This window comes from Streptomyces sp. NPDC059832 (assembly GCF_042731715.1).
Taxonomy (GTDB): Bacteria; Actinomycetota; Actinomycetes; order Streptomycetales; family Streptomycetaceae; genus Streptomyces.
Window position 1 is genome coordinate 1 of sequence record NZ_JBHWIY010000063.1, and the last position, 15,562, is coordinate 15,562.

The window sequence follows — 15,562 nt, forward strand, 5'->3', positions numbered from 1 at the left end:
TGTGTGCGTCCGTCCCTCTCCCCCCCCCCCCACCCCCGTTGTCGGCCCGACCCGGTTCTCAGCCCTTGCCCATCAGATCGGGCGGGAACGCGCCCGCCGACGCCGCAGTGAACAGGAACCCGCGCCCCAGCTCGGTCATCCGCTCCACACCCTCCGCGCCCAGGTGCTCGTACGGAGCCGCGTCCAGCCGGTCCGTGGCCTCCTCCAGCTCCGAGCGGAGCGCGACGCCCGCCTCCGTCAACTCGCCCTCGGCGTCCAGGAGTCCGCGCCCGAGCAGCCGCTCGCAGGCCTCGTCCCAGTCGTCGCGGTGCCAGCCGCGGGTGGCGAGCACCCAGCGCGAGGACATCCCCTTGCCGGACGCCGTGTGGCTGACCAGTGCCTCCAGCGGGTCGAGCCCGGCGGTCAGGAGCGCGGCGAGGTGGCCGTCGCCGCGGTGTTCGCGCAGCAGCGTGCCGGCGTGCCAGTACGCCAGATGCGGCTGCTCGGGCACCGGGAGATCGGCATGCGCGGCGTAGAGCGGCCGGGCGTGTCGGGTGCACCCCTCGGTCGCGCGCAGCGCCAGTTCGGCCGCCTCGGCCAGTTCCGGGGAGGCGATGATCTCCTCGCCCAGCAGCCGCCGCAGGGTGGTGTCGGCGGCGCGCAGCCGGGCGTCCAGGACCGCCTGCGGCGAGGCGACGGACCATACGGCGGGCAGGTGCCGGGCCACGAGGTCGTGGTTGAAGTTGTAGAACGCGGCGGTGACCGTGCCCGGACCGACGGCGCCCATCGCCGCCGAACGCGCGGCGAAGTAGACGGCGTTCGAGTCGTCGATGCCGAGCTCCCCGAGCTCCTTGCCGAGGTCGGGGGAGAAGTAGACCGTCGAGTGCAGCGGGTTGATGGCGTTGTGACAGCGGCGTCCGGCGCGAGGCGGCAGAGTACTCATGAGGGCACATTACCGACCGGTCGGTACGCCTGGTAACCCCGGGCGGCGTCGTACTTCACGGTGATCGTGGCATGGCAGAAAAGGTGGGTTCTTCGTCATTGCGGCCATACTCCGGCTCGACCAGGATGGCAGTCATGACGCAGCGATCCGTACTCGTCGTCCTCTACGACGGCGTCCAGAGCCTCGATGTCACCGGGCCGGTGGAGGTCTTCGCCGGGGCCTCCCGCTTCCCCGGGGCCGGGTACGTACTGCGCACCGCCTCGCTCGACGGCGCCCAGGTCCGTACGAGCAGCGGCCTCGCCCTCGTCCCGGACGGCGGCCTCGCCGACGCCGAACGGCCCCATACCCTCCTCGTCCCCGGCGGCGAGGGCACCCGCAACCCCGACCCGGCACTCGTCGACTGGCTGCGGGCGCACGCGCCGCACGCCGAACGGCTCGTCTCCGTCTGCACGGGCGCACTGCTGCTCGCCGAGGCCGGACTGCTGGACGGGCACCGGGTGACCACGCACTGGACCGTCTGCGAGCACCTCGCCCGCAGTCACCCGGCCGTCGAGGTCGACCCGGACCCGATCTTCGTACGCGACGGCAGGCTGGCCACCTCCGCCGGAGTCACCGCCGGTATCGACCTGGCCCTCGCACTCGTCGAGGAGGACCACGGCAGGGACATCGCGCTCGGCATCGCCCGGCACCTCGTGGTCTTTCTGCGCAGGCCCGGCAACCAGGCCCAGTTCAGCGCCCAGCTCACCGCCCAGACCGCCCGGCGCGAACCACTGCGCGAGGTCCAGCACTGGATCACCGAGAACCCCGGCGAGGACCTCTGCGTCGAGGCGCTCGCCGCGCGGGCCCGCCTCTCGCCCCGCCATTTCGCGCGCGCCTTCCAGTCCGAGACGGGCCTCACGCCGGGCCGCTACGTCGACCGCGTACGCCTCGAACAGGCCCGCAGGCTGTTGGAGGACACCACCGACGGTGTCACCGGCATCTCACGCGCCTGCGGCTACGGCACCCCGGAGGCCATGCGCCGCGCGTTCATCAAGGCCCTGGGCACCGCGCCCACCGAATACCGCCGACGCTTCCGTACCCATCCCGCCACCGACCGACCGACCGCCTGACCGCTCGACCGCGAAAGGGAACCCCATGCAGATCGCCATCGTCCTCTTCGACCGTTTCACCGCACTCGACGCGGTGGGCCCCCACGAGATGCTCGCCCGCACCCCCGGCGCCGAGACCGTGTTCGTGGCCGAGCGGACCGGCCCCGTGCGCAACGACACCGGCACCCTCGCGCTCGTCGCCGAAAAGACCCTCGCCGACGTGCCCGCCCCGGACGTGGTGATCGTGCCCGGCGGCCCCGGCCAGCGCGACCAGATGGAGAACGAGGCGCTGCTCGGCTGGCTGCGCACCGCCGATGCCACCAGCACCTGGACCACCTCCGTCTGCACCGGCTCGCTGCTGCTCGCCGCGGCCGGACTGCTGACCGGCCGGCGCGCCACCTCGCACTGGCTCCTGCTGGACGTGCTGAAGGAGCTCGGTGCCGAGCCGACCGGCGAGCGTGTCGTCATCGACGGCAAGTACGTCACCGCGGCGGGCGTCTCGTCCGGCATCGACATGGGTCTCACCCTGGCAGGCCGGATCTCGGGCGACGAGCACGCCCTGGCCGTACAGCTGCTGACCGAGTACGACCCGCAGCCGCCGTACGACGCGGGCTCGCCGGAGAAGGCCCCGGCGGCCATGGTCGAGAAGTTCCGCGCCCAGCGCCACTACCTCCTCCAGTAGGGCGCGGTCCGTCAATCCGTCCAGGTGAAGCGCGGCGCGCGACGCTCCAGAAAGGCGGCGACACCCTCCGCGGTGTCGCCGCCGCGGCGCGCCTGCTCCGCCCAGTACGCGTCCCGGTCCTCGCGCCCGGCGGCGAACTCCTTGGCCGCCGCCTGCGTCAGCCGCGAGCGGGCCACCAGGGTTCGTACGTACGCCTCGACCCGCTTGTCCAGCTTGCCGGCCGGCAGCACCTCGTCGACCAGACCGGTACGCAGCGCCCGCGCGGTGTCGATCAGCTCGCCGGAGAACAGCAGATGCTTCGCCGTGGCCGGTCCGGTCAGCGCCACCAGCCGCCGGGTCGAGGACGCGGCGTACACGACACCGAGCTTGGCCGGCGTGACACCGAAGGACGCGCCCTCCTCGGCGAACCGCAGATCGCAGGCGGCCGCCAACTGGCTGCCGCCGCCCACGCAGTAGCCCCGGATCACCGCGAGTGTCGGCCGGGGGAACGCCGCCAGCGCCTCCTCGGCCGCCACGGCGAGCGCCTGCGGATCGTCCGCCGGGTCCCGGAGCGAGGCGATGTCCGCACCGGCGCAGAAGGTGTCCCCGGCACCCGTCAGTACCAGCACCCCGACCGCGGGATCGGCCGCCAGCCGCTCCAGCAGACCGGGCAGCGCGCTCCACATCGCGGCCGTCATCGCATTGCGTTTGGCGGGGTTGCTGATGACGACGGTGGCGACGCCGTCCACGACGGCGTGCTCCAGCCCGGGTTCGGTACGGTCCATGCGCCGGATGCTATCCGTACGGTTCGAACCTATGATCAAGAAGGGGTCGCACCAGGCACGCACCGTGAGGAGCTTCTCGTGGCCGATCCCGCAACCGAGGGCAGGAGGCTGAGCCGCAGCTTCGGCTGGCTCGCCCTGCTCGGCACCCTTCTCGTCGTGGCCGGCCTCGTCGGTCTCGTCTACACCGGCGTCGCGACGCTGACCTCGATGATCCTGTTCGGCTGGCTGCTGCTGATCGGCGGCCTCGTCGGACTGCTGCACGCCATCGATTCCCGCGGCACCGACTACTTCTGGCTGGGCGTCGTGGTGGCCGCGCTGAACATCGCCGCCGGAGTCGTCGTCATCCGCCACCCGCACGGCACCGCGGAGGCGCTGACCATGTTCGCCGCGCTGCTCTTCCTGACCGGAGGGGTGTTCCGCCTCGTCGGCAGCGTCGTGGTGCGCGGCCCGCAGTTCGGCTGGACGCTGCTGCAAGGAGCCTTCGGCCTGCTGCTGGGGCTGCTGGTGCTCTTCGACTGGCCGCACAGCAGCCTCTACGTGCTGGGCCTCTTCTTCTCGCTGGCGCTGCTCTTCGACGGGCTCGGCCTGATCGCGATGGGGGTGGGCGGACGCCGCATCGTCTCCATGGTCTCGGAACAGAGGGTGACCGGAGAGCTGCCCGACTCACCCCCGCGAGACGAGCAGAAGCGGTCCAATGATTGAGTCTTTGGGGTGCTGTCCGGTCAAAACATGTCGATAGGAGTCGACTTCTGTTCAGTGGCACGGCCCGGACCGACTACGCCCCGCACTCTGTACTCGACGTGCAGTCACCATCGAGTGAGAGCGGGTACCGGACTATGGAGAGCCGCGGGAGTGTCCCCGCCCGGCCCGTGTCGTACGAGGGAGTCTGGCGGTTCACCGCCCCGGCCGTGGACGTCTCCGTACCGCAGGCCCGGCACGCGGTGCGCGATCTGCTGAAACGCCAGGGCGTGCCGCTGGACGACGACATCGCCGAGGGCCTGCTGCTCATAGTCTCCGAGCTGGTCACCAACGCGGTGAAGCACGCCGCGCTGCTCTCGCCGGAGCTCGCCGTCGAGGTGGCCGTCGGCCAGGAATGGATCAGGGTGTCCGTCGAGGACAACCATCCCTACCGTCCGACGGCCCTGGAGACGGACCACGCGCAGACCGGCGGGCGCGGTCTGCTGCTGGTCCGGGAGATCACCCGGGAAGCGGGCGGGGCCTGCGATGTGGAGCACACCGCAGGCGGCGGAAAGATCATCTGGGCGGCGCTGCCGCTGAGTTTGCGACCCTGACCGCCCGCACCCGGTGCCGTCCGCCCGTCACCAGCCGGCGGACGGTCCGGTCAGCTCCCTGATCGCCGGACGCGCGGCGTCCAGCACCGTCATGAACCAGGCCGAGAACGGCGACCGGGCATGCCGCTCGGCGAGCTCCTCGGCCGTCACGAACGCGGTCTCGCCCACCTCCTCCGGGTCCGGGTCCAGCCGGTCCTGCGCCATTCCCACGAAGAGATGGTTGAACTCCTGCTCCACCAGACCGGAAGCCGGGTCGGGGTGGTTGTAGCGGACCGTGCCCGCCTCGGCCAGCAGGGAGGGCGAGACCCCCAGCTCCTCGTACGTACGCCGGGCGGCGGCGGCGAAGGGCGCCTCACCGGGATAGGGGTGGCCGCAGCAGGTGTTCGACCAGACACCGGGGGAGTGGTACTTGCCGAGCGCACGGCGCTGGAGCAGCAGCCTGCCCTGCTCGTCGAAGAGGAAGACCGAGAAGGCGCGGTGCAGCTGACCGGGCGGCTGATGGGCGGCGAGCTTCTCCGCCGTACCGATGGTGGTGCCGTCCTCATCGACCAGTTCGAGCATGATCACTTCTGCTGTGCCGTTCGACGAGCTGTGCGCCGCGGTGGCTGGTGTGGTCGGCATACCCATCCTTCGCTATGGTCCCGGCCCGGTGCGCCGGTCCCGTCGAGTCCGCTCAAGTCTGCCGTACAAAAGCCGCTTGTCCGCACCTCGGGGTCTGGCATGTCCGGTCCCGCCGCACCACGACGCGCGGCGGGGCCGGACGGTACGTCAGACGCCGAAGGCGGCCGGGTAGTGGATCGTGCCCTGCGGCACCGGCGCGGAGTCGTCGAGCACCAGGGCCATCATCGCCTCGTCCGGGACGTCGAAGCCCGGCCGGATCCCGTACCGCGACGCCGGCACGAAACCGAACCTCGGGTAGTACCCGGGATGGCCGAGCACCAGGACGAGTGACTCGCCGCGCAGCCTGGCCGCGTCGAGCACCGCCCGCACCACGGCCCGACCCGCACCCCGGCGCTGGTGCTCCGGCGCCGTCGCCACCGGGGCCAGCGCGAGAGCCGGCGCGTCCCCGACCCGGCACCGGGTCAGCAGGGCGTACGCCGCGACGTCCCCGTCCGGACCGTCCGTGGCGACCTGGCCGAGACCGGGCAGCCAGGCCGCCGGATCGGCGCGCAGCGCGTCGACGAGAGCGGCCTCGTCCGGCGTCGGGAACGCGGCGGCGTTGACCGCGTGCACCGCCGCCGCGTCGGCCGCCGTCTCCGGCCGGGTCGTCCAGCGGGGGTCGACGGGGCGCAGCACGAAGCAGGCGTAGCCGTACTCCGTGCCGTGGTCGCGCCGCATGACCAGCTCCTCGCGGGTCGCCGCGAGCGCCCACGCCATGCCGGCAGCCGAGGCGTCGGCGGCCCCGACGCGCTCGGCGAGCGGGACGTAGTACTCGTCCCAGTCGCTGTCGGGCTGCAGTCCCACGGCGAGGACGTGGTAGCCGGCCGCCACGGCCGCGGCGGTGTTGCCCGCCACGGGGCGCATCGACGTCTCCTGCTCCCAGAAGGCGCGCGCCTCGGCCGTCGGCGCGTCCGTCGTCCAGACGCACTCGCTGACGACGAGGGAGCCGCCCGGGGCGAGCAGTCGCTTCCAGTCACGCAGCGCGGTGTCGAAACCGATGATGTACGCGGACCCCTCGGCCCAGACGAGGTCGAACGACCCGTCGGGGAAGTCGGGACCGGACAGCTCGGCCATGTCGGCCCGGACCGTACGGACCCGGTCGCCGAGCCCGCGGGCGTCGGCCGCCTCGCGCAGTTCGTCGAGGAACGGCTGGTGGAGGTCGACGGCGGTCACCTCGGCGCCGGCCTCGGCGACGAGGAGCAGCGCGGCGCGGCCGGGTCCGCAGCCCAGATCCAGGACGCGCGGACGGCTCGGCAACGGGCCGGTGAGTTCCAGCAGTCGCCGGGTGGTGGCATCGGAGCCGGGGCTCTGCCGGGGCAGGCCGTGGTGCAGGGAGAAGAACGCCTCGGTACGGACGGCGTGATCGTTGTCGGTCAACGTGGGAACCCTTGGGTACGAGGGCTCAGGCCAACGTGTCGACCCGGTGCGAGTCGGGGGTCAGCCGAGAACCCGGGAGATGAGGAAGGACCGGATGCTGCGCCGGGCAGGCACCGTCGCGACGGTCATCAACCTCAGCTCCTCTCTCGCACATGGGGAGGCCGAACGCCTCTGCGAATACCCTACACGGCCCCGCCGGGCGGGGACTTCAGTGGCAGAGCCTGGCCTCGTGCTCGGCATGACCGCTCGGCTCCAGCTGGAAGGTGCAGTGCTCCACGTCGAAGTGGACACCGAGGCAGCCCTGCAGCTCGTGGAGGAGCTTCTCGTGCCCGATCGAGTCGAGCATGTCCTGGCGCACCACCACATGGGCGGAGAGCACCGGCATTCCCGACGTGATCGTCCAGGCGTGCAGGTCATGGACGTCCAGCACTCCGGGCAGGGCGGTGATGTGGGCCCGTACCTCACCCATGTCGACCCCCTTGGGCGCCGACTCCAGCAGCACGTTGAGCGTCTCCCTGAGCAGTTTCACGGTGCGGGGGACGATCATCAGGCCGATGACCAGCGAGGCGATCGGGTCGGCGGCCTGCCAGCCGGTGGCCAGGATGATCCCCGCCGAGACCAGCACCGCGAACGAGCCGAGCGTGTCCGCGAGCACCTCCAGATAGGCGCCGCGCACATTGAGACTGTCCTTCTGTCCGCGCATCAGCAACGACAGGGAGACCATGTTGGCGACCATGCCGACCAGGGCGAAGGCGATCGTCAGCCCGCCCCTGGTCTCGGCCGGGGTGATGAAGCGCTCGACGGCCTCGAAGAGCAGGAAGCCGCCCACGCCGAGCAGCAGCAGACAGTTGGCGAGCGCGGCGAGGATCTCGGCGCGGGCGTAGCCGAAGGTGCGGTTCAGCCCGGCCGGCCGGTTGGCGAAGTGGATCGCCAGCAGCGCCATGCCCAGGCCGAGGGCGTCGGTCGCCATGTGGGCCGCGTCGGCGATCAGCGCGAGGGAGTCGGCGAGCACCCCGCCGACGATCTCCACGACCATCACGGTGAGTGTGATGCAGAGCGCGATCCGCAGCCGTCCCTTGTACGCGGCGGCTGCCGTGCCGGTGGGCGGCGGCCCGCCGTGCGTGTGTCCGTGGTCGTGCCCTGCCCCCATGGGGAACGCCTCCCGGTGCTCTCGCGGTCCCGGGCGCGGTCGCCCCGGGTACTGCCAGTCAACTACGGGTGGGGGGTATCCGGCAACACGGTACTGAACACCGTTGTCATATGCTCTGACCTGCGGAAATGCTTGCAGGTCAGGGCGGCGGCGCGATGTCCCTGAGCGGGACCCCGCCCTCGCGTTTTGTCAGGCGAGGTGGCGATCGACGATGATGATCGCGGGCGGCGTCGCATGATGCCGGTCCACCCCGAACAGAGCGCAAACGGTCAGTGAACTCGCGCTTCCGTTCATCCGATAGCCTCTGCCGACGTGTCGCCGGCCCGCATCCGGGCCGCACTGTCGCGCGCCGATCCCGTCAGCACCAAGGAGTGAGTTCGTCTGTCGACCGCCATCCTCACCGGTGCACCGGTACCCGGATCGTCGCTCGCGGACGATCTGCGGTCACTGGGCTTCGACGTACAGGCCGCCGCCGATGTGACCGAGGCCGCACGGCTGCTCTCGGCCGTCCCCGCCGACCACCGCGTCGCACTGGTCGACCCCCGTTTCGTCGGCCATGTCCACGCCCTCCGGCTCGGACTGACCGACCCGCGCTTCCCCGCCGCCACCGTGCCCGGCGCGCTCACCGCGCAGCCGGAGGCGCGCCCCGCGCTCGTCCGGGCCCTGGACACCACCGCCGAGGCCGTCGGCGCCGGAGTGCCCACGGGCACGCCCGACGCACCGGTCACCGACCGCACCGTGCCGGGCCGCCTCGCCGTCACCATGGACACCGGGGGCACCGCCGTGCAGCGCCCCGAACTGGGCTCGCTGGTCGCGGCCGTCCCGGTCGACGGGCCCGCGCGCGAAGCGGCGGAGACCGCCCGAGCCGCGGTCGACGACGAGGCGGTGCGGCTGCGCAGCGCCGTGAAGGCCCACGACGGCTTCTTCACCACGTTCTTCATCAGCCCGTACTCCCGCTACATCGCCCGCTGGTGCGCCCGCCGCGGCCTCACACCGAACCAGGTCACCACCGCGTCCCTGCTGACCGCGCTGATCGCGGCCGGCAGCGCGGCGACCGGCACCCGCGGCGGCTACATCGCCGCCGGGCTGCTGCTGCTCTTCTCCTTCGTCCTGGACTGCACCGACGGGCAGCTCGCCCGCTACTCGCTCCAGTACTCGACGATGGGCGCCTGGCTGGACGCGACCTTCGACCGGGCCAAGGAGTACGCGTACTACGCCGGCCTCGCGCTCGGCGCCGCCCGCGGCGGTGACGACGTATGGGCGCTCGCCCTCGGCGCGATGGTGCTCCAGGCCTGCCGGCACGTCATCGACTTCTCGTTCAACGAGGCCAACCACGACGCGGTGGCCAATTCGAGCCCCACGGCAGCACTCTCCGACCGGCTCGACAGCGTCGGCTGGACCGTCTGGCTGCGCCGGATGATAGTGCTGCCGATCGGCGAGCGCTGGGCGATGATCGCGGTACTGACCGCGGTGACCACGCCCCGGATCGTCTTCTACGCCCTGCTCATCGGCTGCGCCTTCGCCGCCTGCTACACCACCGCGGGACGGCTGCTGCGCTCGCTGACCCGCAAGGCCGAGCGCACCGACCGCGCCGCGCGGGCGCTCGCCGAGCTGGCCGACTCCGGACCGGTCGCCCAGTTCGTCGCGGCACACGGTCCCAGGATCGGCGGCGCCTGGAGCGCCCCGGTGATCGCGCTCGTCGGAGCGGGGGCGCTGATCGCCGCCGCGCTCCAGCAGCCCTTCGGCAGCAAGCAGATGATCTTCGCCGCGGTCTTCTACGCGATCTGCTCCGGTGTGGCGGTGGCCCGCCCCCTCAAGGGTGCCCTCGACTGGCTCGTACCCCCGATATTCAGGGCGGCGGAGTACTGCACCATCCTCGTTCTCGCAGCCCGCAGCGACGTCCCGGGAGCCCTGCCCGCAGCCTTCGGGCTGGTATCGGCCGTCGCCTACCATCACTACGACACGGTGTACCGCATTCGCGGCGGCACCGGCGCGCCGCCCCAGTGGCTGGTCCGCACGATCGGTGGGCACGAGGGCCGCACCCTGGTGGTGGCCGTACTCGCCGCCGTATTCACTCAGCATCCGGCTTTCACCGTGGCACTCACCACGCTCGCTGTGGCGGTGGCACTGGTGGTGCTCGTGGAGTCCATCCGCTTCTGGGTGTCCTCCGGAGCACCCGCCGTTCACGACGAAGGAGAACCCGCATGATCGGCCTCGTACTGGCAGCCGGTGCAGGACGGCGTCTGCGCCCCTACACCGACACGCTTCCGAAGGCGCTCGTGCCTGTCGACGGCGAGAAGACGGTCCTGGATCTCACGCTGGCCAACTTCGCCGAGATCGGTCTCACCGAGGTCGCCGTCGTCGTCGGCTACCGCAAGGAAGCCGTGTACGACCGCAAGGCCGAGTTCGAGGCGAAGTACGGCGTGACCCTCACCCTGATCGACAACGACAAGGCCGAGGAGTGGAACAACGCCTACTCCCTGTGGTGCGCCCGCGAGGTCCTCAAGCGCGGCGTCATCCTGGCCAACGGCGACACCGTCCACCCGGTCTCCGTCGAGAAGACCCTGCTCGCCGCCCGCGGCGACGGCTGGCGGATCGTCCTCGCCCTCGACACGGTGAAGCACCTCGCCGACGAGGAGATGAAGGTCATCACCGAGGACGGCAAGGGTGTGCGGCGCATCACCAAGCTGATGGACCCGGCCACCGCGACCGGTGAGTACATCGGCGTCACCCTCATCGAGCCCGAGGCCGCCGAGGAGCTCGCGGACGCCCTGCGGGCGACCTTCGAGCGCGACCCCGACCTCTACTACGAGGACGGCTACCAGGAGCTCGTGAACCGCGGCTTCACCATCGACGTGGCCCCCATCGGCGAAGTGACGTGGGTGGAGATCGACAACCACGACGACCTCGCGAAGGGCCGTGAGATCGCGTGCCAGTACTGACCCGGCTCATCCCGTCCCCGGTCGTCGTCGACATCCGTCGCGGCGCCCTGGACGATCTGGCCGGTCTCCTCGCCGACCAGCGGATCTCCGCCTCGGGCAAGCTCGCCGTCGCGATCAGCGACGGCTCGGGGCGCGCCCTGCGCGAGCGGCTGACCCCCGCGCTGCCCGGCGCCCACTGGTACCCCGTGACCGACGGCACCCTCGACTCGGCGGTCAAGCTGGCCGACGACATCAAGGGCAACCGGTACGACGCCGTGGTCGGCCTCGGCGGCGGCAAGATCGTCGACGTGGCGAAGTACGCGGCGGCGCGGGTCGGGCTGCCCATGGTCGCGGTCGCGACGAACCTCGCCCACGACGGCCTCTGCTCACCCGTCGCGACGCTCGACAACGACAACGGCCGGGGCTCCTACGGAGTCCCCACCCCGATCGCCGTGGTCATCGACCTCGACATCGTCCGCCAGGCACCGGCCCGCTTCGTGCGCTCCGGCATCGGCGACGCGGTCTCCAACATCTCCTGCGTGGCCGACTGGGAACTCGCCCACGAGGTCAAGGGCGAGGAGATCGACGGTCTCGCCGCGGCCATGGCCCGCCAGGCCGGCGAGGCCGTGCTGCGCCACCCCGGCGGGATCGGCGACGACGCCTTCCTCAAGGTGCTGGCCGAGGGTCTCGTACTGACCGGCATCTCGATGTCCGTCGCCGGGGACTCCCGGCCGGCCTCGGGCGCCTGCCACGAGATCAACCACGCCTTCGACCTGCTGTACCCCAAGCGCGCGGCCAGCCACGGCGAACAGGTCGGCCTCGGCGCCTGCTTCGCCATGCATCTGCGCGGCGCCCGCGAGGAGTCGCTGCACATGGCGGCCACCCTGCGCCGCCACGGGCTGCCGGTCGTGCCCGAAGAGATCGGCTTCACCGCCGACGAGTTCGTCCAGGCCGTCGACTACGCCCCGCAGACCCGTCCGGGGCGCTTCACGATCCTGGAACACCTCAACCTGTCCACCGACCAGATCAGGGACGCGTACGCCGACTATGCAAAAGCCATCCATAGCTGAACTCCGTCCGGTCGTGCACCCCCCGGGTGTGAAGGACCGGCGCAGCGGTGAGCACTGGGCGGGTCGGCTCTACATGCGCGAGATCTCGCTGCGCATCGACCGGCACCTGGTGAACACCAGGGTCACGCCCAACCAGCTGACCTACGTGATGACGGTCGCGGGCGTGCTCTCCGCACCGGCCCTGCTCGTTCCCGGCATTCCCGGCGCGCTGCTCGGGGTGCTCGCGGTCCAGCTCTACCTGCTGCTCGACTGTGTCGACGGCGAGGTGGCCCGCTGGAAGAAGCAGTTCTCGCTGGGCGGGGTCTACCTGGACCGGGTCGGCGCGTACCTCTGCGACGCGGCCGTGCTGGTCGGCTTCGGCCTGCGCGCCGCGGACCTGTGGGGCACCGGACGGATCGACTGGCTCTGGGCCTTCCTGGGCACGCTCGCGGCCCTCGGCGCCATCCTGATCAAGGCCGAGACCGACCTGGTCGGGGTCGCCCGGCACCAGGGCGGACTGCCGCCGGTCAAGGAGGCCGCGTCGGAGCCGCGCTCGTCCGGGATGGCGCTCGCCCGCCGGGCCGCCGGCGCGCTCAAGTTCCACCGGCTGATCCTCGGGGTCGAGGCGTCGCTGGTCATCCTGGCGGCCGCCGTCCTCGACGCGGTCCGTGACGACCTGTTCTTCAGCCGTCTCATGGTCGCGGTGCTGGCCGGCATCGCGCTGTTGCAGACGCTCCTGCACCTGGTGTCGATCCTGGCGTCGAGCAGGCTGAAGTGAGCACGCCCATGAAACTCGGCGCTGTCGTCATCACGATGGGCAACCGCCCCGAAGAGCTCCGCGCCCTCCTCGATTCGGTCGCCGTGCAGGACGGCGACCGGATCGAGGTGGTGGTCGTGGGCAACGGCGCCCCGGTACCGGACGTCCCCGCGGGGGTGCGGTCCGTCGAGCTGCCCGAGAACCTGGGCATCCCCGGCGGCCGCAACGTCGGGATCGAGGCCTTCGGCCCGTCCGGCGCCGACGTCGACGCCCTGCTCTTCCTCGACGACGACGGACTGCTGCCGCTCACCGACACCGCCGAGCTGTGCCGGCAGGCCTTCGAGGCCGATCCCGAGCTGGGCATCATCAGCTTCCGCATCGCCGACCCGGACACCGGTGTCACGCAGCGCCGCCACGTACCGCGGCTGCGCGCCTCCGATCCGATGCGCTCCTCCCGAGTGACGACTTTCCTCGGCGGTGCCAACGCCGTGCGTACCAAGGTCATCGCCGAGGTCGGGCCGCTGCCCGGCCGGTTCTTCTACGCGCACGAGGAGACCGATCTCGCCTGGCGGGCACTGGACGCCGGCTGGATGATCGACTACCGCGCGGACATGGTGCTCAACCACCCGACGACCGCCCCCTCGCGGCACGCGGTGTACCACCGCATGGTGGCCCGCAACCGGGTCTGGCTGGCCCGGCGCAATCTGCCCGCGCCCCTGGTGCCCGTCTATCTCGGGGTGTGGCTGCTGCTGACCCTGCTCCGCAAACCCTCGGGCCCGGCGCTGAAGGCATGGCTCGGCGGCTTCCGGGAAGGCTGGTCCACGCCGTGCGGAACGCGCCGTCCGATGAAATGGCGCACGGTGTGGCGGCTGACCCGACTCGGCCGACCTCCCGTGATCTGAGAGGCTCACCTCTGAGAGCATGGGACGTACGTTTTCTCCACGGGACCTGTCCGCTCCGAACCGCGCCCGCGACTGGCTGCGCATCTTGAATACGAGAGTTTCATCTGGTGAGTGACACAACCCATGATGGTGCGGTCGCATTGAGCACCCCGCCATCCGCCGACGACGGCCTGGGCTCGGCCGAGATGGCCGCCAAGTACGGCCTGACGGTGAGCGGCGCCCGGCCAGGGCTCTTCGAGTACATCCGGCAGCTCTGGGGCCGGCGCCACTTCATCATGGCGTTCTCCAGGGCGAAGCTGACCGCCCAGTACAGCCAGGCGAAGCTCGGCCAGGTGTGGCAGGTGGCCACACCGCTGCTGAACGCCCTGGTCTACTACTTGATCTTCGGGCTGATCCTGGGCACCCGGAAGGGAATGACCCAGGAGGTCTTCATCCCGTTCCTGGTGACCGGGGTCTTCGTCTTCACCTTCACCCAGAGTTCGGTGATGGCGGGCGTGCGGGCCATCTCCGGCAATCTGGGGCTGGTCCGGGCGCTGCACTTCCCGCGCGCCTCGCTGCCCATCTCGTTCTCGCTCCAGCAGCTCCAGCAGCTGCTGTTCTCGATGATCGTGCTCGCGGCCGTGGCCATCGCCTTCGGCAGCTACCCGAGCCTCTCGTGGCTGCTGATCGTCCCGGCGCTGGTCATGCAGTTCGTCTTCAACACCGGCCTGGCGCTGATCATGGCCAGGCTCGGCAGCAAGACCCCCGACCTCGCTCAGCTGATGCCGTTCGTCATGCGGACCTGGATGTACGCGTCGGGCGTCATGTTCTCGATCCCGGTGATGCTCAAGAGCAAGCCGGACTGGATCGCCGACGTGCTGCAGTACAACCCGGCGGCCATCTACATGGACCTGATCCGCTTCGCGCTGATCGACGGGTACGGCGCGGGGAACCTGCCGGCGCACGTCTGGATCGTGGCGCTCGCCTGGGCGGTCCTCGTAGGCCTCGTGGGCTTCGTGTACTTCTGGAAGGCAGAGGAACGGTACGGCCGTGGCTGACGACAAGACTCCGGGGCGCGTCCCCACCGTCATCGCCGACGATGTGCACATCGTGTACCGCGTCAACGGCGCCGGCGGAGGCAAGGGCAGTGCCACCGCGGCACTGAGCCGGATCCTGCGCCGCGGCAAGGGCGAATCGCGCGGCGTGCGCAAGGTGCACGCCGTCCGCGGTGTCTCCTTCACCGCCTACCGGGGCGAGGCGATCGGCCTCATCGGGACCAACGGTTCCGGCAAGTCGACGCTGCTGCGGGCCATCGCCGGTCTGCTGCCGACCGAGCACGGCAAGGTCTACACCGACGGGCAGCCCTCGCTGCTCGGGGTGAACGCCGCGCTGATGAGCGATCTGACCGGCGAGCGCAACGTGGTGCTCGGCGGTCTCGCGATGGGCATGTCCCGCGAGGAGATCCACGAGCGCTACCAGGGGATCGTCGACTTCTCCGGCATCAACGAGAAGGGCGACTTCATCACCCTGCCGATGCGCACGTACTCCTCCGGCATGGCCGCGCGCCTGCGCTTCTCCATCGCCGCCGCGAAGAACCACGACGTCCTCATGATCGACGAGGCGCTGGCGACCGGTGACCGCAAGTTCCAGATCCGCTCCGAGAAGCGCATCAGGGAGCTCCGCAAGGAGGCCGGCACCGTCTTCCTGGTCAGCCACAGCAACAAGTCCATCAGGGACACCTGTGACCGGGTGCTGTGGCTGGAGAAGGGCGAGCTGCTGATGGACGGCCCGACGGACGAGGTGCTCAAGGCGTACGAGCGCGAGACCGGGAAGTAGCGCTCCTCCCGGTCCCACGACGTCCAGGCGGGCCCTTCCGGTGCCCCCGCAAAGGGCACCCCCGTTTTCCGACCGTTGGCCACCCCCCGCCCACCCCCCCCCCCCCCTGCCCCTCCCCCTCCCCCCCCCGCCTCCCCACCCCCCCCCCCCCCCCCCGTGGCGCCCCAAACCCCCCCCGCAAAC

At 71.1% G+C, this 15,562-nt stretch carries 16 protein-coding genes; 11 read left to right on the forward strand and 5 right to left on the reverse strand.

Going from position 1 to position 15,562, the window contains the following annotated elements; genetic code table 11:
* Positions 1 to 58 precede the first annotated feature (58 nt).
* On the reverse strand, positions 59 to 922 hold the full coding sequence (locus tag ACFV8T_RS43450; RefSeq protein WP_385338891.1) for a hypothetical protein: 864 nt from the start codon (positions 920 to 922) through the stop codon (positions 59 to 61).
* A 134-nt stretch (positions 923 to 1,056) separates the two neighbouring features.
* Here ACFV8T_RS43450 and ACFV8T_RS43455 point away from each other — a divergent pair, with 134 nt between their 5' ends.
* Both ACFV8T_RS43455 and ACFV8T_RS43460 read left to right on the forward strand, forming a co-directional pair.
* Positions 1,057 to 2,031, forward strand: a complete 975-nt coding sequence (locus ACFV8T_RS43455) for a GlxA family transcriptional regulator (RefSeq protein ID WP_385338894.1) — start codon at positions 1,057 to 1,059, stop codon at positions 2,029 to 2,031.
* A 25-nt stretch (positions 2,032 to 2,056) separates the two neighbouring features.
* Positions 2,057 to 2,692, forward strand: coding sequence for a DJ-1/PfpI family protein (locus ACFV8T_RS43460; protein ID WP_385338897.1), 636 nt, complete (start codon positions 2,057 to 2,059; stop codon positions 2,690 to 2,692).
* Positions 2,693 to 2,703: 11 nt separating this feature from the next.
* Here the strand turns inward: ACFV8T_RS43460 and ACFV8T_RS43465 are convergent, their stop codons facing one another.
* Positions 2,704 to 3,456 carry an enoyl-CoA hydratase/isomerase family protein gene (locus ACFV8T_RS43465; protein ID WP_385338900.1) on the reverse strand — a complete coding sequence of 251 codons (753 nt, stop codon included), beginning with the start codon at positions 3,454 to 3,456 and terminating at the stop codon, positions 2,704 to 2,706.
* A gap of 78 nt (positions 3,457 to 3,534) precedes the next feature.
* Between ACFV8T_RS43465 and ACFV8T_RS43470 the strand changes: the two genes are divergently transcribed.
* Positions 3,535 to 4,158 carry an HdeD family acid-resistance protein gene (locus ACFV8T_RS43470; RefSeq protein WP_385338903.1) on the forward strand — a complete coding sequence of 208 codons (624 nt, stop codon included), beginning with the start codon at positions 3,535 to 3,537 and terminating at the stop codon, positions 4,156 to 4,158.
* Positions 4,159 to 4,292: 134 nt separating this feature from the next.
* Positions 4,293 to 4,748, forward strand: a complete 456-nt coding sequence (locus tag ACFV8T_RS43475; protein ID WP_385338906.1) for an ATP-binding protein — start codon at positions 4,293 to 4,295, stop codon at positions 4,746 to 4,748.
* Positions 4,749 to 4,775: 27 nt separating this feature from the next.
* On the opposite strand, the gene idi is transcribed toward ACFV8T_RS43475, so the two are convergent.
* The 3 genes from idi to ACFV8T_RS43490 all read right to left on the reverse strand — a co-directional run bounded on the left by idi (position 4,776) and on the right by ACFV8T_RS43490 (position 7,935).
* The gene (idi, locus tag ACFV8T_RS43480; RefSeq protein WP_385338909.1) at positions 4,776 to 5,369 is read right to left on the reverse strand and encodes an isopentenyl-diphosphate Delta-isomerase; all 594 of its coding nucleotides are present in this window, start codon (positions 5,367 to 5,369) and stop codon (positions 4,776 to 4,778) included.
* A 147-nt stretch (positions 5,370 to 5,516) separates the two neighbouring features.
* Positions 5,517 to 6,785 (reverse strand): GNAT family N-acetyltransferase, encoded by a 1,269-nt coding sequence (locus ACFV8T_RS43485; RefSeq protein ID WP_385338912.1) that lies wholly within the window; start codon positions 6,783 to 6,785, stop codon positions 5,517 to 5,519.
* Between the two features lie 208 nt (positions 6,786 to 6,993).
* The gene (locus tag ACFV8T_RS43490; RefSeq protein ID WP_385338915.1) at positions 6,994 to 7,935 is read right to left on the reverse strand and encodes a cation diffusion facilitator family transporter; all 942 of its coding nucleotides are present in this window, start codon (positions 7,933 to 7,935) and stop codon (positions 6,994 to 6,996) included.
* A 438-nt stretch (positions 7,936 to 8,373) separates the two neighbouring features.
* On the opposite strand from ACFV8T_RS43490, the gene ACFV8T_RS43495 reads away from it, so the two are divergent.
* The 7 genes from ACFV8T_RS43495 to ACFV8T_RS43525 all read left to right on the forward strand — a co-directional run bounded on the left by ACFV8T_RS43495 (position 8,374) and on the right by ACFV8T_RS43525 (position 15,379).
* Positions 8,374 to 10,143, forward strand: a complete 1,770-nt coding sequence (locus ACFV8T_RS43495) for a DUF5941 domain-containing protein (protein WP_385338949.1) — start codon at positions 8,374 to 8,376, stop codon at positions 10,141 to 10,143.
* Positions 10,140 to 10,877: a sugar phosphate nucleotidyltransferase gene (locus ACFV8T_RS43500; protein ID WP_385338918.1), complete on the forward strand. Its 738-nt coding sequence runs from the start codon at positions 10,140 to 10,142 to the stop codon at positions 10,875 to 10,877. The genes ACFV8T_RS43495 and ACFV8T_RS43500 overlap by 4 nt, the downstream gene beginning before the upstream one ends.
* Positions 10,865 to 11,926 carry an iron-containing alcohol dehydrogenase family protein gene (locus ACFV8T_RS43505; protein ID WP_385338921.1) on the forward strand — a complete coding sequence of 354 codons (1,062 nt, stop codon included), beginning with the start codon at positions 10,865 to 10,867 and terminating at the stop codon, positions 11,924 to 11,926. Before ACFV8T_RS43500 ends, ACFV8T_RS43505 begins: the two co-directional genes overlap by 13 nt.
* Positions 11,904 to 12,683, forward strand: a complete 780-nt coding sequence (locus ACFV8T_RS43510) for a CDP-alcohol phosphatidyltransferase family protein (protein ID WP_385338924.1) — start codon at positions 11,904 to 11,906, stop codon at positions 12,681 to 12,683. Before ACFV8T_RS43505 ends, ACFV8T_RS43510 begins: the two co-directional genes overlap by 23 nt.
* An 8-nt stretch (positions 12,684 to 12,691) precedes the next feature.
* Positions 12,692 to 13,564 (forward strand): glycosyltransferase family 2 protein, encoded by an 873-nt coding sequence (locus tag ACFV8T_RS43515; RefSeq protein ID WP_385338926.1) that lies wholly within the window; start codon positions 12,692 to 12,694, stop codon positions 13,562 to 13,564.
* 107 nt (positions 13,565 to 13,671) lie between these two features.
* On the forward strand, positions 13,672 to 14,601 hold the full coding sequence (locus ACFV8T_RS43520) for an ABC transporter permease (protein ID WP_385338929.1): 930 nt from the start codon (positions 13,672 to 13,674) through the stop codon (positions 14,599 to 14,601).
* A complete protein-coding gene (locus ACFV8T_RS43525) occupies positions 14,594 to 15,379 on the forward strand; it encodes an ABC transporter ATP-binding protein (protein ID WP_266429761.1) in 786 nt (261 codons plus the stop codon). The genes ACFV8T_RS43520 and ACFV8T_RS43525 overlap by 8 nt, the downstream gene beginning before the upstream one ends.
* Positions 15,380 to 15,562 lie beyond the last annotated feature (183 nt).

Coding starts and splice junctions, on each gene's coding strand:
- ACFV8T_RS43450 (WP_385338891.1), bottom strand. CDS start 922: ATGAGTACTCTGCCGCCTCGCGCCGGACGCCGCTGTCACAACGCCATC.
- ACFV8T_RS43455 (WP_385338894.1), top strand. CDS start 1,057: ATGACGCAGCGATCCGTACTCGTCGTCCTCTACGACGGCGTCCAGAGC.
- ACFV8T_RS43460 (WP_385338897.1), top strand. CDS start 2,057: ATGCAGATCGCCATCGTCCTCTTCGACCGTTTCACCGCACTCGACGCG.
- ACFV8T_RS43465 (WP_385338900.1), bottom strand. CDS start 3,456: ATGGACCGTACCGAACCCGGGCTGGAGCACGCCGTCGTGGACGGCGTC.
- ACFV8T_RS43475 (WP_385338906.1), top strand. CDS start 4,293: ATGGAGAGCCGCGGGAGTGTCCCCGCCCGGCCCGTGTCGTACGAGGGA.
- idi (WP_385338909.1), bottom strand. CDS start 5,369: ATGCCGACCACACCAGCCACCGCGGCGCACAGCTCGTCGAACGGCACA.
- ACFV8T_RS43490 (WP_385338915.1), bottom strand. CDS start 7,935: ATGGGGGCAGGGCACGACCACGGACACACGCACGGCGGGCCGCCGCCC.
- ACFV8T_RS43500 (WP_385338918.1), top strand. CDS start 10,140: ATGATCGGCCTCGTACTGGCAGCCGGTGCAGGACGGCGTCTGCGCCCC.
- ACFV8T_RS43510 (WP_385338924.1), top strand. CDS start 11,904: ATGCAAAAGCCATCCATAGCTGAACTCCGTCCGGTCGTGCACCCCCCG.
- ACFV8T_RS43515 (WP_385338926.1), top strand. CDS start 12,692: ATGAAACTCGGCGCTGTCGTCATCACGATGGGCAACCGCCCCGAAGAG.